General features: G+C 73.2%; 20 protein-coding genes and 1 tRNA gene. 14 read left to right on the top strand and 7 right to left on the bottom strand.

Features of this window, described 5'->3' with window-relative positions:
- The first annotated feature begins 5 nt into the window (after positions 1–5).
- From ABJI51_RS12195 to ABJI51_RS12180, 4 genes are all read left to right on the top strand, one after another.
- Entirely contained in the window at positions 6–1,490 is a 1,485-nt protein-coding gene (locus ABJI51_RS12195) for an MFS transporter (RefSeq protein WP_348950209.1), read from the top strand.
- Between the two features lie 2 nt (positions 1,491–1,492).
- Positions 1,493–2,050, top strand: coding sequence for a TetR/AcrR family transcriptional regulator (locus ABJI51_RS12190; RefSeq protein ID WP_348950207.1), 558 nt, complete (start codon positions 1,493–1,495; stop codon positions 2,048–2,050).
- Between the two features lie 147 nt (positions 2,051–2,197).
- On the top strand, positions 2,198–2,755 hold the full coding sequence (locus ABJI51_RS12185; protein WP_348950206.1) for a snapalysin family zinc-dependent metalloprotease: 558 nt from the start codon (positions 2,198–2,200) through the stop codon (positions 2,753–2,755).
- Positions 2,756–2,855: 100 nt separating this feature from the next.
- Positions 2,856–3,962 carry an alpha/beta hydrolase gene (locus tag ABJI51_RS12180; protein ID WP_348950204.1) on the top strand — a complete coding sequence of 369 codons (1,107 nt, stop codon included), beginning with the start codon at positions 2,856–2,858 and terminating at the stop codon, positions 3,960–3,962.
- 3 nt (positions 3,963–3,965) lie between these two features.
- On the opposite strand, the gene ABJI51_RS12175 is transcribed toward ABJI51_RS12180, so the two are convergent.
- A complete protein-coding gene (locus ABJI51_RS12175; RefSeq protein ID WP_348950203.1) occupies positions 3,966–5,876 on the bottom strand; it encodes an RICIN domain-containing protein in 1,911 nt (636 codons plus the stop codon).
- Positions 5,877–6,007: 131 nt separating this feature from the next.
- On the opposite strand from ABJI51_RS12175, the gene ABJI51_RS12170 reads away from it, so the two are divergent.
- The 3 genes from ABJI51_RS12170 to ABJI51_RS12160 are packed head-to-tail and all read left to right on the top strand — an operon-like array spanning position 6,008 to position 7,366.
- The gene (locus ABJI51_RS12170; RefSeq protein ID WP_348950201.1) at positions 6,008–6,172 is read left to right on the top strand and encodes a CopG family transcriptional regulator; all 165 of its coding nucleotides are present in this window, start codon (positions 6,008–6,010) and stop codon (positions 6,170–6,172) included.
- Between the two features lie 2 nt (positions 6,173–6,174).
- On the top strand, positions 6,175–6,519 hold the full coding sequence (locus ABJI51_RS12165) for a VOC family protein (protein ID WP_348950836.1): 345 nt from the start codon (positions 6,175–6,177) through the stop codon (positions 6,517–6,519).
- A gap of 1 nt (position 6,520) precedes the next feature.
- Complete coding sequence (locus ABJI51_RS12160) at positions 6,521–7,366, top strand: class I SAM-dependent methyltransferase (RefSeq protein WP_348950199.1); 846 nt, start codon at positions 6,521–6,523, stop codon at positions 7,364–7,366.
- A gap of 22 nt (positions 7,367–7,388) precedes the next feature.
- Here the strand turns inward: ABJI51_RS12160 and ABJI51_RS12155 are convergent, their stop codons facing one another.
- The gene (locus ABJI51_RS12155) at positions 7,389–8,150 is read right to left on the bottom strand and encodes an SDR family NAD(P)-dependent oxidoreductase (protein WP_348950198.1); all 762 of its coding nucleotides are present in this window, start codon (positions 8,148–8,150) and stop codon (positions 7,389–7,391) included.
- Between the two features lie 82 nt (positions 8,151–8,232).
- On the opposite strand from ABJI51_RS12155, the gene ABJI51_RS12150 reads away from it, so the two are divergent.
- Positions 8,233–8,769, top strand: coding sequence for a CGNR zinc finger domain-containing protein (locus tag ABJI51_RS12150; protein WP_348950196.1), 537 nt, complete (start codon positions 8,233–8,235; stop codon positions 8,767–8,769).
- A gap of 4 nt (positions 8,770–8,773) precedes the next feature.
- Here the strand turns inward: ABJI51_RS12150 and ABJI51_RS12145 are convergent, their stop codons facing one another.
- Positions 8,774–9,367, bottom strand: a complete 594-nt coding sequence (locus tag ABJI51_RS12145) for a TetR/AcrR family transcriptional regulator (RefSeq protein WP_348950194.1) — start codon at positions 9,365–9,367, stop codon at positions 8,774–8,776.
- 54 nt (positions 9,368–9,421) lie between these two features.
- Between ABJI51_RS12145 and ABJI51_RS12140 the strand changes: the two genes are divergently transcribed.
- The 4 genes from ABJI51_RS12140 (at position 9,422) to ABJI51_RS12125 (ending at position 13,399) form a co-directional block, all read left to right on the top strand.
- Positions 9,422–10,096, top strand: a complete 675-nt coding sequence (locus ABJI51_RS12140; RefSeq protein WP_348950192.1) for a class II aldolase/adducin family protein — start codon at positions 9,422–9,424, stop codon at positions 10,094–10,096.
- Positions 10,093–11,034 (top strand): carbohydrate kinase family protein, encoded by a 942-nt coding sequence (locus ABJI51_RS12135; protein ID WP_348950190.1) that lies wholly within the window; start codon positions 10,093–10,095, stop codon positions 11,032–11,034. The genes ABJI51_RS12140 and ABJI51_RS12135 overlap by 4 nt, the downstream gene beginning before the upstream one ends.
- A gap of 50 nt (positions 11,035–11,084) precedes the next feature.
- Positions 11,085–11,156: transfer RNA gene (locus tag ABJI51_RS12130), tRNA-OTHER, on the top strand.
- A 26-nt stretch (positions 11,157–11,182) separates the two neighbouring features.
- A complete protein-coding gene (locus ABJI51_RS12125; protein ID WP_348950188.1) occupies positions 11,183–13,399 on the top strand; it encodes a hypothetical protein in 2,217 nt (738 codons plus the stop codon).
- A gap of 73 nt (positions 13,400–13,472) precedes the next feature.
- Here ABJI51_RS12125 and ABJI51_RS12120 read toward each other — a convergent pair whose 3' ends face one another.
- Positions 13,473–14,930 (bottom strand): FAD-dependent oxidoreductase, encoded by a 1,458-nt coding sequence (locus ABJI51_RS12120; protein ID WP_348950186.1) that lies wholly within the window; start codon positions 14,928–14,930, stop codon positions 13,473–13,475.
- A 6-nt stretch (positions 14,931–14,936) separates the two neighbouring features.
- A complete protein-coding gene (locus tag ABJI51_RS12115) occupies positions 14,937–15,839 on the bottom strand; it encodes an AurF N-oxygenase family protein (protein ID WP_348950184.1) in 903 nt (300 codons plus the stop codon).
- A gap of 106 nt (positions 15,840–15,945) precedes the next feature.
- Between ABJI51_RS12115 and ABJI51_RS12110 the strand changes: the two genes are divergently transcribed.
- Positions 15,946–17,442: an adenylate/guanylate cyclase domain-containing protein gene (locus ABJI51_RS12110; protein ID WP_348950182.1), complete on the top strand. Its 1,497-nt coding sequence runs from the start codon at positions 15,946–15,948 to the stop codon at positions 17,440–17,442.
- A gap of 70 nt (positions 17,443–17,512) precedes the next feature.
- Here ABJI51_RS12110 and ABJI51_RS12105 read toward each other — a convergent pair whose 3' ends face one another.
- A complete protein-coding gene (locus ABJI51_RS12105; protein ID WP_348950180.1) occupies positions 17,513–18,523 on the bottom strand; it encodes a zinc-dependent alcohol dehydrogenase in 1,011 nt (336 codons plus the stop codon).
- Positions 18,524–18,547: 24 nt separating this feature from the next.
- A complete protein-coding gene (locus ABJI51_RS12100) occupies positions 18,548–19,144 on the bottom strand; it encodes a TetR/AcrR family transcriptional regulator (protein WP_348950178.1) in 597 nt (198 codons plus the stop codon).
- A gap of 69 nt (positions 19,145–19,213) precedes the next feature.
- Between ABJI51_RS12100 and ABJI51_RS12095 the strand changes: the two genes are divergently transcribed.
- Positions 19,214–20,008: an MBL fold metallo-hydrolase gene (locus ABJI51_RS12095; RefSeq protein WP_348950177.1), complete on the top strand. Its 795-nt coding sequence runs from the start codon at positions 19,214–19,216 to the stop codon at positions 20,006–20,008.
- The last annotated feature ends 25 nt before the right edge of the window (positions 20,009–20,033 follow it).

Here is a 20,033-nt window from a genome sequence, read left to right as displayed (position 1 = left end):
CGGGCATGACCACCTTGCCGATCTCTCCGCCCCTGACCCGGCGGCGCCGCTGGGCGGCGCTGAGCGTGCTGGTCGGCGCCGTGCTCCTGCTCGCCGTCGACGGCACCGTGCTGTACCTCGCCGTGCCGTCGCTCACCCGCGAGCTGGCGCCGTCGGCCACCGAGATCCTCTGGATCGGCGACATCTACTCCCTTGCACTGGCCGGGCTGCTCGTCACGGCCGGGAACCTGGCCGACCGCTTCGGCCGCAAGAAGGTGCTGCTCCTCGGCACGGCCGCGTTCGGGCTCGCCTCCGCACTCGCCGCCTTCTCCCCCACCGCGGGCGTGCTCGTCGTCGCCCGGCTGCTGCTCGGCGTCGCGGGCGCGACGATCATGCCGTCGACGCTGTCGCTGATCCGCACGCTGTTCCCCGACCCGCGCGAGCGCACCCGCGCCGTCGCGATCTGGTCGGCCGGGTCCGGCGGCGGCATCGCGCTCGGGCCGCTGGTCGGCGGGACGCTGCTGGAGCACTACTGGTGGGGCTCGGTGTTCCTGATCAACGTGCCGATCGTCGTCGTGTTCCTCGCCGCGGGCGCGTGGCTGCTGCCGGAGTCGCGCGATCCGCGTCCCGGCCGGTTCGACCTGCTCTCGGCCGGGCTGTCGTTCGCCGCGATCGTCCCGCTGGTCTACGCGGTCAAGCACGCCGTCGGCGCGGGCCTCGACGCGCAGGTGGCCGTCGCCGCCGTCGTCGGCGTGACCGCCGGTGTCCTCTTCGTGCGCCGCCAGCGGCGGGCGGCGAGCCCGCTGATCGACGTGACGCTGTTCCGCAACAAGGCCTTCAGCGGAGCCGTGCTGGCGAGCTTCGTCGCCGTGTTCGCGCTGATGGGCCTGCTGTTCTTCTTTTCCCAGTACCTGCAGCTGGTCCGCGGGTTCTCGCCGTTGCAGGCCGGGCTGGCCGAGATGCCCGCGACACTGGCGTCGATCGCCGTCGTGGCCGCGGTCGGCATGGTCGTGCGCACACTCGGCCAGGGCCGGGCCGTCGCGGCGGGCCTCGCCGTCGCCGCAGCGGGCCTGGCACTGGTCGCGCTCGCCGAAGAGGCACCGCAGTACGGGTGGCTGGGCCTGACGCTCGTGCCGGTCGGGCTCGGGGTCGGGCTGGCGCTCACGCTGACCGTCGACTCGGTGCTGTCGGCCGTCCCGCGGGACAAGGCGGGCTCGGCGTCGGCGATTTCCGAGACCGCCTACGAACTCGGGGCGGCGCTGGGGATCGCGCTCCTCGGCTCGGTGGTGACCGTGCTCTACCGCGCTTTCCTGCCCGGCGGCCCGGTTCCGGCCGAGGTCCGCGACTCGCTGGCCGCCGCCGACGGCGTGCTCGACCCGGAATCCGCGCTCGCCCAGGCGGCGCGCGAGGCGTTCACCGGCGCCATGCAGGCGACCTCGCTCGTCGCGGCCGCCGTGACCGCCGTCGCCGCGGTGCTCGCCTGGCGTACCATTCCGTCCGGAAAGGACTGAGCATGCCTCGCAAAGCCGGGCGCGGCCCGGAGGAAACGCGCCGGGCGCTGCTCGACGCGGCCGCGACCGCCATCCGCACCCGCGGCATCTCGGCGTCCCTCGACGACATCGCCCGCGAAGCCGGCGTGTCGAAAGGCGGCCTGCTGTACCACTTCCCGGCCAAGGACGCGCTGGTGCGCGCGCTGGCCCAGGACCTCCTCGACGGCTTCCGCGCGGAGGTGCAGGCGGCGCTGGACCCCGCCGACACCGCGCCGGGCAGGCTGACGCGCGCGTACGTCCGCGCGTCCCTGGACACCTCCCAGGACGAGGTCGCGATCCGGGAGAACATCGCGCTGATCGCCCAGCTGATCTCGATCCCGGAGATCGCGGCGCTGGCCCGCGCGGACGCCGAGCGGTGGGACCGGGAACTGCACGCGGACGGCCTGCCCGCCGCGGTGGTGACCCTGGTGGTCGCCGCGGCCGACGGCGCGAGCACCGCGCCGCTGTGGGGTGCCGGCATCGACGTCGCGGCGGCGCGGAAACTCGAAAAGCAGCTGCTGGACCTGACGCGGACCGCCTGACCTTCTTGTCAATCCGCCGGAAGTACTGGGAAATCACCACTTCCCGGCCCCTACGTTAGTCGGCTCCCGGCTCGGTGGACTGCGGGTAAATTTTCGACAGCGCGCGCAAACCCGGCAAATCCCCGTCCCCTGCGAGGAGTCTTTCCGATGTCGAGGAAGTTCGCCCTGGCCGGCGCCGTCGCGCTCGCCCTGGCCGTCACCCCGGTCGCCGCCGGCACCGCGGCCGCCGCCACCCAGCAGGAAGCCGCGGTCACCACGGTCTACTACAGCACCGCGAGCGCGCCGACGTTCCGGTCGGTGATCAACGCCGGTGCTGCCAACTGGAACCGCAGCGTGACCAACGTCCAGCTGGTCGAGCGCAACTCCGGCGGCGCCAGCCTGCGCTACACCGAGGGCAACGACCCCCGCGGCTCGTACGCCTCGACCAACGGCCACGGCAGCGGCACCATCTTCATCGACTACACCCAGGCCCGCCAGTACAACCCGACCCGCATCGCGGCGCACGAGACCGGCCACGCCCTCGGGCTGCCCGACCACTACTCGGGCCCGTGCTCGGAGCTGATGTCGGGCGGCGGCCCCGGCCCGTCCTGCACCAACGCGGTCCCGAACGCCACCGAGCGCGCCCGCGTCAACCAGCTGTGGGCCAACGGCCTGGTCGCGAACACAGCCGAGCAGCGCGTTTACGAGACGGTGTACGGCTTCTGATCGAACGGGTGGCCCGGGCTCCGGTCCGGGCCACCCTAACCGGGACGGTATCGGTGATCATCCCGATGTCCCGCTGCCGATCCGGCAATACGGTCGAACCATGCGAAAACTCCTCGCCGCCGGTCTCACCGGCGTCCTGCTCACGTCCTCCGCCGCGGTCGCCGTGGCCGCTCCCGCGCGGTTCACGCTGCCCGCGCCCACCGGGCCGCACGCCGTCGGCAGCGTCGATCTGCACCTCGTCGACCACGCCCGCGCGGATCCGTGGGTCGCCGGAACGCCGCGGGAACTCATGGTCACCGTGCGGTATCCGGCCCGGCCCGGCGACGAGCCGAAGGCGCCCTACCTCTCCCCCGGTGCCGCGCGGCTCGTGGCCGAAGACGACGCCCGGCAGCTCGGCATCGCCGCCGACCGGCTGGACTACACCTTTCCCACCCATGCCAAGGCCGGTGTGCCCGCGGTCGGCGGGCCGCGGCCGGTCCTGCTCTATTCACCCAGCGCGAAATACCCGCGGTCGGTCGGCACCGCGCAGCTGGAACAGCTGGCCAGCGAGGGGTACGTGACCGTCGCGATCGACCACACCCACGAACCGGCCGCGGTCGAGTTCCCCGGCGGCCGCGTCGAACCACGTGTCCTGCCACCGGGAACCGACGGGAAGCTGCTGATCGCCACCCGAGTGGCCGACACGCGGTTCGTGCTCGACGCGCTGGAAGTCCTGGCACGTGGCGGAAATCCCGACGCGGAACAGCGCCCGCTCCCGGCCGGGCTCGCCGTGGACGTCGCGAAGGCCGGGATGTTCGGCCACTCCGGCGGCGGGTTCACCACCGGCGAGACCATGGTGTCCGACCGCCGCCTCGACGCGGGAGCCGACCTCGACGGCAGCATGGCGTACTCGCTGTCGGCCCGTGACTTCGGCCGGGTCGCCACCGAAGGGCTCGACCGGCCGTTCCTGCTCATGAGCGCGGGCGACCACAGCGCGGCGTCCGACGTTTCCTGGCAGGAGTTCCTTGCCCACCAGCGCGGTCCGGTCCGCCAGGTCCACCTCCCGGACGGCGAGCACTTCAGCTACACCGACTACCAGGTCCTCCTCCCCCAGCTCGGCCTGCCCCCGGCGACGCTCGCACCGTTCATCGGCACGGTCGACGCCCACCGGAGCCTCGCCCGGCAACGCGCGCAGCTGAGCGATTTCTTCCGCTGCGCACTGTCGTAGGGTTCACCGCCGCGTCCACTGCTGGTTGGCGCCCCCTCCGCAGGCCCAGAGGATGATCTTCGTGCCGTTGGCGGTGGCCGCGCCACTGGCGTCCAGGCAGAGGCCGGACACGGCGTTCGTGATGGTGCCGTCGGCGTTCAGCGTCCACTGCTGGTTGCGCTGGCCGTTGCAGTCCCAGATGACCACGGCCGTGCCGTTGGTGGTTCCGCTGTTGTAGGCGTCGAGGCACTTGGTGCCGTTGACGACGAGCTGGCCGCGGACCGGCACCCACGTCTGGTTCGGCCCGGCCGCGCAGTCCCACAGCTGGGCCTGGATGCCGTTGGCGATGCCGTTGTCGTTCACGTCGACGCACCGTCCTGATTGGACACCCGCTACCTGGACACCGTTGCTGCCGGGCAGCGGCAGGATCGTGACGCCGGACAGCTGCGGCGGGGTGCCGGAGAAGGTCAGGGTGTTGGCGTTGCCCTTGCCCAGCGACACCACCGCCGACACGGTTTTCGGCGTCCCGCCGGTCGCCGGGAAGGCCAGGACGGTCGGCTGCTGGCCGTTCACGGCGAGGGTGGCCGTCTGCGGGGCGGTGGCGCTGTAGGTGAACGTCGCGACGGCCAGACCCGTTGCCGCGGCGGTGATCCCGGTGAACCGCGAGCCGCTCGCCGGGTAACTCGCCGCCGCGGCGTCGGTGCCCTGGACGGTCAGCAGGACCGAGTCGTTCACCGGGACGCTGACGCTGTAGCCGGTGCCGAAGCTGCCCACGTCCTGGGCGGCCCAGAGGTTGCGCACCTTCGCCGCCGCCGTCGTCAGGCCGAGGTCGGCCCACCGCACGGTCATCGTCGCCGCCGACGAGGTCCGGTTGAGCAGCAGGACCGCACGCCTGCCGGAGCCGCTCAGGACCTTGCCGTACACCTGGCGCCCGGCGGTGTCCTCGGCGACCTTCACCCCCTGCAGGCCCCGCGGATCCTGGTCGACGGCGATGACTTCGCGGTTCTTGAAGATCGCCGCCGTTTCGGCGCTCATCGTCGCGAGGTTGTTGCCCGCCAGCAGCGGCGCACCCGAGACGGCCCACATGGCCAGCTCGGTCCGGCCTTGCGCGGCGGTCAGGCCGGGCATCCCGACGGTCAGCATGTCCGGGTCGTTGACATAGCCGGCGTGCTGCGAGACGGGGTGCTGCGCCTGGTCGAAGTTGGTCAGCACCTGCGGGAGGGTCGCGCTCTGGCCGTAGAAGATGATGTCGTTGCTGGTACGCCACATCGGCGCCATCCCGGCGCCCCAGTTCCAGGGATTCTTCTTGCCCCAGTTGCAGATCGACAGCGTGAGGGTGCGGCCGGTCTGCGCGGTCGCGGCCCGGTTGGCGTCGCTGATCGCCTGGTAGGTGCTCTGCGGATCGAGTCCTTCGGCGTCGCCGCCGCACCAGTCGACCTTGACGAAGTCGAAGCCCCAGCGCTGGAACTGCAGCATGTCCTGCAGGTAGTGGCCCTCGCTGCCGGAGCCGGGGGCCGCGGGCCGCCCGGTCGGGTAGTAGTAGCCGCAGCCGTCGCGGCCGGCGTCGGTGTAGATCCCGGCTTTCAGACCCTTGCTGTGCAGGTAGTCCGCGATCGCCTGCATCCCGCCGGGCCATTCCGCGGTGTCGACGGTGATGTTGCCCGCGCTGTCGCGGGTCCCCTGCCACCAGCCTTCGTCGATGTTGACGTGGTCGTACCCGGCGTCCTTGAGCCCGGACGAAACCAGTGCGTCGGCCTGAGCCTTGATGGTGGCGTAGTCGATCTTGGCGGCGAAGGTGTTCCACGACGCCCAGCCCATCACCGGCGCCGGGACCGCCGCTTCGGCAGCCGTCGTGCTCGCGGCCGCGGGCACGCCCACCGCCGGGACGATTCCGGCGATCAGCAGGAGGGCGGACAGCGCGTGGCGCAGCTTCATGGCATCGCTCCGACTCCGTCGTCGTGTTAGCGCTAACAACCCCGCGCTGGTCAAGATTCTGAACGGAGCCGCCCGGTCACGTCAAGCAGCGATCTTGACGGACTAGCTTGCTAGCATGCTAGTCTCGATGCGTGGGCGCCGAGGACGTCAAGCAGTTCAACGTGTACCTGCCGGTGGGGCTGATCCGGCAGGTCAAGCACCGCGCCGTGGAGGCGGAGCTGTCGCTGTCGGCGCTGGTCGCCGAAGCGCTGCGCGCCTACCTCGAAACTGCGCCGGATCCGGAAAAGGAGAAATGACCATGGCCACCGACGGCATCGAAGCGATCTACCTGGAGACCCACAACTGGGGCAAGGCGGCCAAGTTCTTCCAGGCACTGGGGTACGAACTCGAATTCGCGACCGACCACAATTCGGGACAGCTGCGCAACGGCGACGGGCCGTCGGTGTTCATCGCCGAAGTGCCGGAAAGCCAGGAAATCGGCACGCAGATCGTGTTCAAGGTTCCCGATGCCGACGCTTTCGAGGCGGACGGCATCGTCGAGGTCGTCACGCCGTTCGAGGAAACCCATTACGGCAGGCGGGAAATGACGGTCCGCGACCCGGACGGGCGCACCTGGACGCTGTCGGCCCCAGTGACGGCCTGACGTGACGGCCCCGGACAGCACGGCGGTGCGGACGGCGTTGTGGCGGGCACTGCACGTCGAGATCGACCCGCCGCCGCACGTGTTCGCCGACGACCTCGCCCTGCGCCTGGCCGGCCCGGGCGAGCACTGGCAGGACCGCGACGACATGGACCCGGCCACGGCCGGCCGTTACCGGGCGGGCATGGTGGCGCGGGCCCGGTTCGTCGAGGACCTGGTCGCGGCGCAGGCGGAAAGTGGTGTCGGGCAGTACGTGATCCTCGGCGCGGGCCTGGACACGTTCGCCCAGCGGAGGCCGGATCTGGCGGCCCGGCTGCGGGTGTTCGAGATCGACCGACCTGGCCCGCAGGAATGGAAGCGGCAGCGCCTGGCGGAGCTGGGCCTCGGCATCCCGCCGTGGCTGCGCCTGGTCGCCGTCGACTTCGAGACGGGCCAGTCCTGGCCGGACCGCCTGGCGGCCGAGGGCTTCACGCCGGACGAACCGGCGGTCGTGGCGTCCACGGGCGTCAGCATGTACCTGACGAAGGAGGCGAACGCGCAGACCCTGCGCCGGATCGCGGCGTTCGCCCCCGGCTCGACGCTGGCGATGACTTTCCTGCTGCCACCGGACCTTCTGGACGTTTCGCAGCGGGCGGGTCTCCAGGCGACGGCGGCCAAGGCACGGGCGGCGGGCACGCCGTTCGTCAGCACGTTCTCGCCGGAGGAAGCGGTGGCGATGGCCCGCGACGCGGGTTTCCGTGACGTCACGCATGTTTCGTCGGAAGAGCTGAACGAGCGGTACTTCGCGGACCGGCCCGACGGGCTCCGCATTGAGCCCGGCGAGGAGTTCCTCGTCGCCACCACCGGTTGACGCCGCGCCGGGCCACCCGGGGTCAGACCGTCTTCACCATCCCGCCGTCGATCACCAGGTCGGATCCGCTGATGTTCGGCGCCTTCCCCGACGCCAGGAACACCACCAGCGCACCGATCTCCGACGGTTCGGTGAACACACCCGTGGACGACCCCATGGCCGCGGGCATCGACTCGACGAAATCGGCCAGCGGCACGCCCGCCCGGCGGGCGAGGTGCTCCCCCACCGAGCCCGGGGCCGTCCAGACCTCGGTGCGCACCGGGCCGGGCGAGATCGTGTTGATCCGCACGCCCTGCGGCCCGAACTCCTCGGCCAGCGCCTTGCCCAGGTTGGCCAGCGCCGCCTTGGCCGCCGAGTAGTCGACGACCTGGGGCGCGGGCAGCCTCGAGTTGACCGAGCCGATGTTCACCACCTGCCCGCGGCGGGCCACCAGGCCCGGCAACGCCGCGCGGGTCGCCCGGATGGTGCTGAACAGCGTCAGGTCGAGGGTGCGGCGCCAGTCCTCGTCGGACACCGACAGGAAGCCCTCCGGGCGCGTCCCGCCGCCACCGGCGTTGTTGACCAGCAGGTCGATCCCGCCCAGCTCCGCCTCCGCGTGCGCGATCAGCCGGGCGGGACCGTCCCCGGTGGTCAGGTCCACCGCCATGGTCAGTGGAGTAAGCGCTTTCAGCTCCTCGCTGACCGTCCGGGCCGCCGCGACCACCCGGTAGCCGTCCTCGACGAGGGCCCGGACCACCGCCAGGCCGATTCCCCGGCTCGCCGCCGTGACCACCGCGTTCCGCACGTTGTCCACCATCGCTCTCCCAACACTAGCTAACCGCTTAACTGGTGTCGACGCTACACTAACCCCGTTAGGTGGTGTTGCGATGGCCTGGGACCAGCCGGTGCCCGCCGCCGAGTTCCACCGGGTGCCGGAGCGGCTCACGGAGGTCTTCGGCTTCTTGAACACGCTGGACGAACGCACTTTCGGCGGCAGGCAGCCGGACGACGAGCTGGCGCAGTGGCTGCGGCGGCACGGCACGCCGTCGCCCGCCGACGTGACGCTCGCCCGCGAGCTGCGTGCCGTCCTGCGGGAGGTGACGACCGCGAACCGGACCGGCTCGCTGCCCGATCCGGTGGCGGCCCGCCTCGCCGCGCTCGGCGAGCACCTGCCGTTGCACGCCGACGGCCGGTTGAGCCTGCGCGGTGCCGGCGAAGGCGTCCGCGGTGCGCTCGCGGACGTCCTGGCTACGGTCGTCCTCACCGCGGCGGACGGCACGTGGCAGCGGCTGAAGTCCTGCGGCGCCCCGGACTGCGGCTGGGTGTTCTACGACCACAGCAAGCCGCACAACGCGCGGTGGTGCTCCACGGCCGGCTGCGGGAACCGGATGAAGACGCGCGCCTACCGCCACCGCAGGAGCTGACGGGTCACGGCCGGGGCAGCTGTCCGAGGTACGCGCGCAGCATGGCCTTCAGCTGGTCCAGCAGCCCGGGATCGCCGTCGCCGCGGAAGGCTTCCTGGATCACGGCGTCCGCGGCGAGGAACGCCGTCCGGCAGGCCGTTGCCGCGTCGTCGCGGACCAGGCCCTGGGCGACGAGCACCCGGTGTACCCCGGCCGCCATCACCTGTTTGTGCGCCCGGTCGGCTTCGCGGGTTGCCTCGGTGAGTCCCCGGCCGAGCCACAGCGCGCGGAAACCGGGCTCCGCGCGGTACAGCCCGGCGAAGGCGTCGACGAGCAGGCCGACCGGGTCGGGCCACTTCTCGGCCGCCGCCCGCTGCACGAACGCCGTCATCAGGTCTTCCAGGCGGGCGAGGTAGACCTCGCCCAGTGCCTCGGTGATCGCGTCGCGGTCGGGCAGGTACTGGTAGAGCGCCCCGACCGAGACGCCCGCCTCCGCCGCGACCCGGGTCGTGGTCAGCGCCTCGACACCCTCTTCGGCGAGCAGCCGGTCGGCCGCTTCGAGGACGCGGGCCAGCTTCCGGCGCGAGCGCTCCTGCCGCGGCACCCGGCGCTCGGTCATCCACTCCCCAAACCTGAACGTGACTTTGATTCGCGTTTATTCTAGCCTCGGGCCATGGCAGCTGCGAGTTCGGTTCTCGACGAGGCACGCCGGTCCGTGGCCCGTGCGTGTCACGGCCTCGCGGGCGAAGGCCTGCTGATCGGCACCGCGGGCAACGTGAGCGTCCGGGCGGGCGACCACGTGGCGGTGACCGCGACCGGCGTCACGCTCGGCCGCGCCACGCCCGAGGACGTCACGGTCGTCGACCTGGACGGCTCGGTCGTCGCGGGCACGCTGGCGCCGACCTCGGAACTGGAGCTGCACCTCGGCATCTACCGGCGCTACGGCGCGGGCGCGGTGGTGCACACGCACTCGCCGCAGGCCACCGCCGTGTCGCTGGTCCTCGACGAGCTGCCCTGCGTGCACTACCAGCAGCTCGCGCTGGGCGGCGCGATCCGCGTCGCGCCGTTCGCCGTCTTCGGGTCCGCGGAGCTGGCGGCGGAAATCCTCACCGCGCTCGAGGGCAAGGCCGCGGCACTGCTGGCCAACCACGGCGCGGTCGCGCACGGCCCGACCCTCGAAGCCGCCGTCGACAACGCGCTGCTGCTGGAGTGGGCCTGCGGCCTGTACGTCCGCGCCGCGACGCTCGGCGCGCCCCGGGTACTGGAACCGCGGCAGCAGGAAGCCGTCGTGGCCGCGGCCGTCCAGCGCGGCTACGGCCGTCCCCGGCAGGTCGGGGAGCACCGATGACGCAGACGGTCGTCACTCTCGGCGCGCACGTGTTCGACGTGCAGGTCCGGCCGGTCGAAGGCATTCCCGAGGGCCAGGGCGCCGCTCTGGTCGAGCAGATCCGCTTCGGGCCCGCGGGCACGGCGGCCGCGACCGCGGTGACGCTGGCCAAGCTCGGCGCGGCCGTCCGCACCGCGGGCGCGATCGGCGACGACCCGATCGGCGACCTGCTGCTGGCGATGCTCGCCCGGCACGGCGTCGACACGTCGCTGGTGCTGCGGCGGGAAGGCGTGCAGACGTCGGCGTCGGTGCTGCCGATCCGCCCCGACGGCAGCCGTCCCGCCTTCCACGTCCCGGGCGCGAACCTCGCCTACGCGCCCGAAGACGCCCCGCACGAGCACATTTCCCGCGCCACCCACCTGCACCTGGGCGGGCCGGAGCTGATGGGCGGTGAGCAGGCGGCGCGGATCCTCGCGCCGGCGCGCGCGGCCGGCGTGGTCACCTCCGCCGATCTCCTCGCGCCCGGCGATCCGGGCGTGCTGGCCTGGCTCGCACCCGCTCTGTCCTTTGTGGACTACCTGCTGCCCAACGAAGAACAGCTGCTCGGGCTCACGGGTGCCGCCACGCCCCAGGACGGCGCCCGCGCGCTGCTCGGCCGGGGTATCGGCTGCGTCGCGGTCACCCTCGGGGCTCGCGGTGCCCTGGTGGTGACGGCGGAGGAGACGATCGCCGTGCCCGCGTTCGACGTCCCGGTGGTCGACACCACCGGGTGCGGCGACGCGTTCTCCGCCGGGTTCCTCCGCGGGCTCGGCCTGGGCCGCCCGCCGCGGGAGGCCGCGGTGCTGGGCTGCGCGGCCGCCGCGCTGGTGGCCCAGGGCCTCGGCAGCGACCACGGCGAGTTCGACCTCGCCGCGGCGGACGCCTTCGCCGCGCGCACCGCGGTTCTCGACGTGGCCTAGGAAAAGTCGCTCGCCCCGCTCCCCCGCGGCGGGTTATCGTCGGCCCGCACCCTGGAGTAGTTCAGCAGGCAGAACACCCGGCTGTTCCCGGGAGGGCGCAGGTTCGAATCCTGCCTCCAGGTCTCGTCTTCACCAGGGGGAGCTCCACATGACGGCGTCGCGTGGGTACGCCTACGGGCAGCTGGAACGCGCGCTGCGCACCGCGGAGTCCACATCGGACCCCGCGGTCCGCCGCCGGGCGCGCGCCAAGGCCGGGCGGTGGCGGGACGTCCTCGCCGGCATGGCCGACGGGACGCTGCGGATCGGCTCGCGGACGCCGGTCGCGGACACCCCGGCGTGGGTGACCCTGGAGGTCGCGCACGGCGGGTTCGCCACCGGCCGGTACCTCGCCGAAGTCCCGCTGCAGCAGGCGGAACGCGCCCTGCTGCCCGCCGGCGCGCCGGGGACGACCGACCGCGAGCGCCTCAACCTCTGGTACCTCACCGACGCCGGGCTCGCCGCGCTGCGCGGCGCGCTGGCCGGCGAGGCCTACCGCGTCGAGGTGCCGGAGGACGCCGCGCTGCCGGTGGTCGCCTGGCTGCTGGATCACGGGCACGCCGAGGCCGCGCTCGACCTGGTGGCCGAGCTGCGCCCGCTGCTGCACCGGCTGCGCCTGGCCCCGCTGCCCGGCGCGGCCGCGAAGCCCGCCGGGACGCTGGTGCGGCTGAGCACGGTCGGCGAGGTCCGCGAGAACCTGCGGGCGAAGAAGGCCCGGCCCGCGATCACGGCGATGCGGGAAACCCTGCGCGTGTGGCACCCGCTGTACGACCGCCTCGTCGCCCTGTGGGCCGAAACGGTCGAGGGCGGCCTGCCGCGGCTGACCGCGGACGGCGTCTCCGGCGGGTGGCCGTGCCGGACCTGGCCCGAGGGCTGGGAATCGCGCCGTGCGCAGTGGCTCGCGGACTACGCGACGGCGAGCGCGCGGCACCGGGCGTCGACCGCCCACCTGCACCCGAAGAGCAACTTCGCGCGGCTGCACCGGGCACTGCTCGTTTCGGCCGACCTCACCGGCCGCGACGTCGGCTGGATCCGCCGCGCCCTGGCCAACACGGTCACCAAGCACGGCGAGCCGGGCTCGCCGCGGCGGGCCGCGCTGCGGGCGGTCCAGGCGGAGGTGGCCGCGCGCCCGGCCCACGCCGAGCTGGCCGCCGTACTGGCCGGACGGCTGGACGCCTACCCCGCCGACGGCGGGCTCCCGGCACTCGACCCGCTGGTCGAGGACGTTCCGGCGCACTTGGCCGCGAAGGCGGCGCGGGCCCTGGAGGCGCCGGTGGAGGAGCTGGTCGCGCGCGGCGTGATCCCTTCGGGCGACGTCCTGGCGGCGGTCCTGCCGCAGATCACCGCCCAGCTGCTGGCGGCGAACATCGAAGACGAGCAGCTGGCGGCGCTGTACGCGCAGACGTACGCGGCGTTCCGGCGCCGCCGCGGGCTGCTGCTGCTCGACCTGGAACACCAGGTCCGGCTCGAAGAGCTGCCGTGGATCCGCGCGCTGGAGCCGTTCCGGCGCACGCGTCCCGACGCGGCCCGCGCGGCGCGGCAGACGCTGACGCAGACGGTGCTGCTGGCGCTCGGCTCGTTCCCGCACGCGATCCTGCCGAACACGCTGGTGCGCGAGCTGGGCGCGCTCGGGCCGCCGATGCCGTTGCTGGAGGAGCTGGCCGCCGACATCTTCACGGGCACGTTCACCGGAAAGTGGCGCACGGCCGCGGAAATCGCCGGCCGCGTCCTGACGGGCACGCTGTACGCCCGGTACTACGACCTGCCGCAGACGTGGCCGCAGCCGGCGTCCCCGCGCTGGACGCGCAGGCTGTACCGCCGGACCGCGGGCGGCTTCGCCGAGCTGTGCCGGGCCCGCGCGGCCGAAGCCCGTACGGGCGGCCTTCTCGACTACGTCGCGGCGAACGGCACGGTGATCGAGCAGAGCCAGATCCTCACCACGCACAACCTCGCGGTGCTGGTGGAGACGCTGGGCCTGCACGGCCATCTCCGCGCGGCGGGCCCGGAACTGGCCGGGCAGGCACTGGCCTGGGCCGTCCGCCGCCTGGCGAGCGACCCCCACGCGATCCGGAACGTCGCCGTCGCCTGGCGGCAGGCGGTGTTCTTCCTGAGCTTCTGCACCGGAGAGCAGCAGCGGGCAGCGGTGGCCACGCTCGCGGACCAGGTGTCCCGGGCGGGCCTGGACGCCCGTTTCGGCCCGGCGGTGACGGGCCTGGCCCACGTGGTGGCGGGCGGCCGCTTCACGGCCGACGGCCGCGTCCCGGGCAGCCCCGGACGGCGCCTGCTCGGCTGGTCCCGCGGCCCGCACTGGTGCCTGCCCGGGAACTGAAAGCCGTGAATGGCACATTGACGGACTCCATGTCCGTGAACGTGCCATTCACGGCTTTACTCCGGGACACCGCTCAGCGGCGCAGCAAGCGGGCCTTGCGGCGTAAGGGAAGGCGGCCCGCGACCGCGTCCTCCAGCAACGCCCCCACCGTCTCGCGCGCGCACGCCTTGTTGGCCCCGATGCCGCCCGACGGGCCGCGCTTGATCCAGCCCGCCACGTACGTCCCCGGCATCCCGTCGACGCGGCCCGCCGCGTTCGGGACCGTTCCCGTTGCCGCGTCGAACGGCAGGCCCGGGACCGGTGTGCCGCGGAATCCGGCGGCCCGGACCACCCGGCCCGTCGCGATCTCCACCTCTCCGGCCGGGCCCGGCACGCGGACGCCGCGGACCTCCGCGTCGCCGGTGAACGCCACCGGGGCCGAATGGAACCGCAGCACCACCCGCCGTCCCGCCGGGGGCGGGGCCGACCAGTCGACCTCCTCGCGCGGCAATCCCCGCAGCAGCGCCGCTTTGCTGCCCGGCGCCGCCGCGTCGACGGCCGCCGCGATGCGGGGGTCGTGGGCGTCGACCACCACCGTGTCCGCCAGCGCCAGCAGTTCCGGGCGCGTGTAGGCCGCCGTCTCCGGGCCGCGGCGGGCCAGCAGGACCACCTCGCGGACCTTGCTCGACCGCAGCCGCTCCAGTGCCGCCGGGGCGATCGGCGTCTCCGCCAGCGCGTCCGGGTCCGCCGTGAGGATGCGGGCGATGTCCAGTGCCACGTTGCCCGCGCCGACCACGACGACGCGTTCCGCCGACAGGTCGACCGCGTCCACGGCGATGTCCGGGTGGCCGTTGTACCAGCCCACCACCGACGCCGCCGGGAGGCTGCCCGGCAGGTCCTCGCCCGGGACGCCGAGCGGGCGGGCCTGCGTCGCGCCGACCGCGTAGATCACCGCGTCGTGCCGCCCGGCCAGGCCGGGACCGGCTTCGGTGCCCAGCTTCAGGCGCAGCCGCGGGTGGTCGTGGAACCGCGCGAACGTCTCGCCGATCTTCTTCGTCGACGGGTGGTCGGGCGCGACGCCGTAGCGGATCAGGCCGCCCGCGACCGGCAGGCGGTCGATCAGCGTCACCGACGCGTTGGTGTGCAGCAGCAGGTCTTCGACCGCGTACATGCCCGCCGGCCCGGTGCCGACCACGGCGACGTCCAGCGGCGCGAAGTCGCTCGGGAGGACCCGGGTGAACGACGGCGGCGCCCAGCGGTGGAAGTTCGGCGTGGCCGGAACGTCCGCCAGGACGTCCCGGCCCGCGTAGTACTCCGCGTTGATCTCTTCGTAGACCCGCAGCGGCCCGGTCAGGTCGCCTGCCGGGAAGATCGCGTCCACCGGGCACGCGTCGGCGCAGGCACCGCAGTCGATGCAGGCGGCCGGGTCGATGTAGAGCAGGTCCGTGTGCCCGAAGTCCGGCTCGTCCGGCGTCGGGTGGATGCAGTTGACCGGGCAGGCCGACACACACGACGCGTCGGCGCAGCAGGTCTGGGTGATCGCGAAGGCCATGGCGCGTCAGATCAGGTTCGCGCGCTGGTAGAACCACAGCGACGGCTTGGTCAGCAGCCCGGCGGAGTGCAGGAACTCCATCAGCCCGGCACAGCTGGAGCGCAGCATCGCCTTGTGGTGCTCGTTCGCCCTGGCCTCGCGCCGCGCCCGCTTGCCGTCCAGCCCGGCGTTCTCGTAGACCTTCGCGTTCACCATGCTGGTGACGATGAAGTACGACGCGATCGCGACGACCAGTCCGTTGATCTGCCGCCGCAGCCACCCGGCACCGGCCAGCCGCTCGCGGGTCTCCTCGCGGGCGAACTTCATGTGCCGCGACTCCTCGACCACGTGGATGTTGTTGATGGTGCGCACGAACGGGACCACCCGCTCGTCCCGCATCCAGTCGCGCTGCATGACGTCGAGGACCTCTTCGGCGACGAGGATCGCCGCGTAGGCCGCCTCGCCGGACGCGGTCGCCTTGAACACCCGGCCCAGCTCGACGACGAACCGGCGCGGCCGGTAGGCGGGCGCGCGCAGCTTCGCCGCGCCGCGGGCGAACATGATCGAGTGGCGGCACTCGTCGGCGATCTCGGTCAGCGCCCACTGGAACGCCGGGTCGGTGGGGTCCTTGGCGTAGAAGTCGCGCAGCACCATCTGCTGCAGGATCATCTCGAACCAGATCCCGGTGCTGGCCACCGACGCCGCCTCCTGGCGGGTCAGCTCGCGCTGCTGTTCCGGGGTCATCTCGTCCCAGTAGGAGGTGCCGTACAGCGTGCTCCACTCCGGGCTCGCGCCGTGGTAGGCGGTGTCCAGCGGCGTCTCCCAGTCGACCTCCTTGAGCGGGTCGTAGGAGAGCTGCTCCGACGAGTCGAGCAGGCGCCGCGCCGTCGTCTCGCGGTCCGACACGCCCGGTTCGCTGATGCTCGTCATGACCGACCTCCTCGTCAGGTGTTACCGCGGTTCACTGTTACCAACCGTAACACATACTCCCCGGCCCGTCTTGGAGCAATTCAGTGAACAACCGTACACTCAACGCATGAACCCGGTGCACCCCGAGATCGCGGCGCTGCGCCGCCGCGTCCAGGGCCTGCTCACGGCCGCCCTGATCGCCACCAACGTCATCGGCGCGCTGGTCGTCGTCGGCCTCGCGGCACTGCTCATGCCAGCCCCCGGCATGTCCGGCGACCTGGTGCGGGTCACCGCGATCGCCGTGCCGGTGTACGTCGTCGCCGCGGTCGCCGCCGGCACGCTGTGGGGCACCCGCGGCGCGCTGCGCACCCTGCGCTGGGCCGCCGACGGCCGCCGCCCGACCGACGCCGAACGCACCGCCAGCCTGCGTGTCCCGCTGCGGCTCACGTGGGTGCAGGCGGCGCTGTGGGGCATCGCGACGCTGCTCTTCGGCGGGCTGGCCGCGCTCGTGCAGCCGGCGGTGATGCTGACCGAGCTGCTGGTCGTGGCCTTCGCCGCGGTCGTCGTCTGCGCGATCGCCTACCTGTTCGGCGAACTCGCGCTGCGGCCGTACGCGGCACTGGCGCTGGCCGGGACCGCGCCGCCGCGGCCGGTCACCGGCGGGGTCAACCTGCGGATGCTGCTGTTCTGGTGCCTGGGCACCGGGGTGCCGGTGGCCGGGCTGGTGGTCACCGCGGCGCTGGCCTGGGTGCGCGGCGACGTGTCCACGACGAAGCTCGCCGTGTCGGTCATCGCGCTCGGGCTGGTCGTGCTGTGTTTCGGGCTGCTGGTCACCGTGTTCACCGCCCGCGCGGTCGTCACCCCGATCGCCTCGGTGCGCGAGGCGCTGGACCGCGTCCGCGCCGGCGACTTCGCGACCCGCATCCCGGTCTACGACGGCACCGAGCTGGGCCTGCTGCAGGCCGGGTTCAACGGGATGGCGGCCGGGCTGGCCGAGCGCGAACGCCTGCGCGACCTGTTCGGCAGGCACGTCGGCCACGAGGTCGCGGACGAAGCCATGCGCACGGCCACGGAACTGGGTGGCACGGTCCGCACGGTGTCGGTGCTGTTCGTCGACCTGGTCGGCTCGACGGCACTGGCCGCGAGCCGCCCGCCCGAGGAGGTCGTCGGCCTGCTCAACCGGTTCTTCACGGTGGTGGTCGACGAGGTCGCCCGCCACCACGGGCTGGTGAACAAGTTCGTCGGCGACGCGGCGCTGGCGATCTTCGGCGCCCCGGCCCCGCGTCCCGGCCACGCCACCTGCGCACTGGCCGCGGGCCGCGCGATCGCCCGCCGCCTGGCCGAGGAGGTCCCGGACGGCCCGGCGGGCATCGGCGTCGCGACCGGCGACGCGGTGGCGGGCAACGTCGGCGACCCGCGCCGCTTCGAGTACACGGTGATCGGCGACCCGGTCAACGAAGCCGCCCGGCTGACGGAGCTGGCCAAGCACACCCCGGGCCGCCTCCTCGCCGCCTGGACGGCAATCGAAGCCGCGGCCGCGGAAGAGGCAGCCCGCTGGAGCGCGACCGAGGACGTCCTGCTCCGCGGCCGGACCCGGCCGACCACCCTGGCAGTGCCCCGCTAGAGCCGGTACCGACGGCGGTCTGCCGCGGCTGGTCGTGAGTGGCAATTCGGGTTAGAACGCGAATTACCACTCACGACCGCGGGTCGACGTGGATCTTCGGGCCCGGGCCTTCCGCGCGGTACTCCCCGGCGAGCACGGCACCCACCTCGGTCAAGCCGACCGTCGCCGCCACGAGGGGGCGGGGGTCGACCGCCCCGCTCGCGTACGCCGTGATCGTCTCCGCCAGGCCCGGCGAGCCCGACAGGACCCCGACCGCCGTGACGTCCTTGAGCACCAGCAGGCGCGTGTCGAGCGGGCTCGGCTCGCCGGACAGTCCGATGTAGACGACCCGGCCCGCGGGCTCGACCAGATCCACTGCCAGCGCGGGAGAATCCGACGCCCCGGTCGCGTCGACGACCGCGTCGAACGGCAGGTCCGGGAGCGTCGCGCGGGTCCAGACGTTCCCGAACCCGAGGCTGCGGGCGAACCGGCCGTCGTCGACGCCCATCAGGTGCACCTCGGCGCCCGCGGCGCGCAGGAACATCGCCGTCAGCAGCCCGATCGTGCCCGGGCCCAGCACGAGCACCCGGTCGGCGTAACCGGTGGCCTGTGCCGCGCGCAGCGCGTTGCCGCCCGGTTCGACCAGCGCGCCTAGCACGGGGTCCACCGCGGCGGGCAGTGCGTGCAGCGACCACGCGGGCACCGCGATCCGCTCGGCCAGCGCACCCGGCCTGCCCCCGCGGATGCCGACCTCCTGGCGGTTTTCGCAGGTGTGCTGGTGCCCCCTGCGGCAGCGGCGGCACGCCCGGTCGCCCAGCATGGTGTCCCCCATGACCCGGCGGCCGAGCCACGCCGGGTCGACGCCCTCCCCCACGGCCGAGACCGTGCCCGCCCACTCGTGCCCCAGCCGCATCGGGTACGCCGAGTGCCCCTGGTGCAGGTAGGTCATGGCACCGGTGAAGAACTCGACGTCGGTGCCGCAGACCCCGGCCCGTTCGACGTCGACGACGACTTCACCGGCCACCGGCTCGGGCGCCGGGACTTCCTGGACCGAGTACTCGCGCGGCCCGGTGAGCACGAACGCCCGCATGGTCGAAGACATGGCTGCATGCTGCCATCCCGGCGATCATCTCCCGCCGACGGCGGTGCGCATCAGCCGCCGGGCGCGGACTGCCGCCGTCGCGTCGCCCAGCAGCTGGATCTCCTGGTTCGCCGCCATCGCGATACCGGTCAGGAGCGACACGACATCGTCGGCATCGAGACCCGCCCCCAGCTCGCCCGCCTCACGCGCCACCACCACCTGCTCGCGCAGGAAACCACGCCAGCGGGTCACCTGCTCCCGCAGGAACGTGCGCAGCTCCCCCGGCTGGGCGTCCAGCTCACAGGACGCCGCCGTGACGAAACAGCCGTTGGGGAACGGGCTGTCGGCGAGGTAGGCGCACCACGCGTCGATTGCCGCGTGCAGGCGGGCCAGGCCCGGCTCGGCCGCCAGTGCCGGGGTGACGATCGCGTCGGTGAACAGGGCGACCGCGCGGGTCAGGACCGCGAGCTGCAGCTCGGCGCGGGAGCCGAACGGGCCGACCACGCCCGCCTTGCTCATCCCGAGGGAGCCGGCCAGCGAGCCGATGGTCAGGCCGGCCAGTCCCGCGCCGGAGGCCTGCTGCACGCCGGTGTCGACGATGCGGTCGCGGGTGCGGCGGGCCTCGTCGGCGGAGTTCCTCATGCGGCCATCTTAGCGAACGGGCGTGTGCTAATTTGGCGAACGACCGTCCGCTAATCGAAGGGGAACACCATGCGCGTCCGATGGCTCGGCTGGGCCGGGGTGGAACTCGAATCGGCAGGCGAAAGCCTGGTCGTCGACCTGCTCGGCACGCCGGAGGAGGTCCTGGACGGCAGCGCCGCCGGCGCGCCCGTGCCCGAGGTCGTCGCGCCCGCGGCCGACGGCGAGGTGCTGGCCGGGCTCTGCACGCACCTGCACCGCGATCACACCGACGCGGCCGCGCTCGCCCGCGCGCTGCGTCCCGGCGCGCCGGTCCTGCACCCCGAGCCGCTCGACGGCGACGACCACGAGAACCTGTGGACCCTGCGGGCCGACGCCGAGCTGACCCGGCAGCAGCTGCCGCGGCGGGCGATGGGGCTCTGGGAAACGACCACGATCGGGCCGTTCACGATCTCGGCCGTCCCCGCGGTCGACGGGATCGGCGACCCGCAGGTGTCGTGGGCGGTCGAAGCGGGCGGCAAGCGCGTCCTGCACCTGGGCGACAGCATGTTCCACGGCTACTGGTGGCGCGCCGCCCACCGGTTCGGGCCCTTCGACGCGGTGCTGCCGCCGATCAACGGGCCCGCCGTCTGCTTCCCGCACTGCCGTCCGGCCAGCCCGTTCCCCGCCGCGCTCGACGCCGGGCACGCCGCCGTGGCCGCCCGCCTGCTCGGCGCGAAGGCCGTGCTGCCGATCCACTACGACGGCTTCCACGTCGACGGCGTCTACGCCACGCAGCCCGGCGAGCTGGCCCGGTTCCTCGACGCCGCCGCCGGGGAGCCCTACGACGTCCTCACGCCCGCACTGGGCGAGGCCGTCCAGCTCTGAATGACACTTGCCTTTTAATTGACAC

This window comes from Amycolatopsis melonis (assembly GCF_040064235.1).
GTDB lineage: Bacteria > Actinomycetota > Actinomycetes > Mycobacteriales > Pseudonocardiaceae > Amycolatopsis > Amycolatopsis melonis.
Note: the sequence above shows the minus strand (reverse complement) of the source record. Positions and strands in the feature narration are given on the sequence as shown.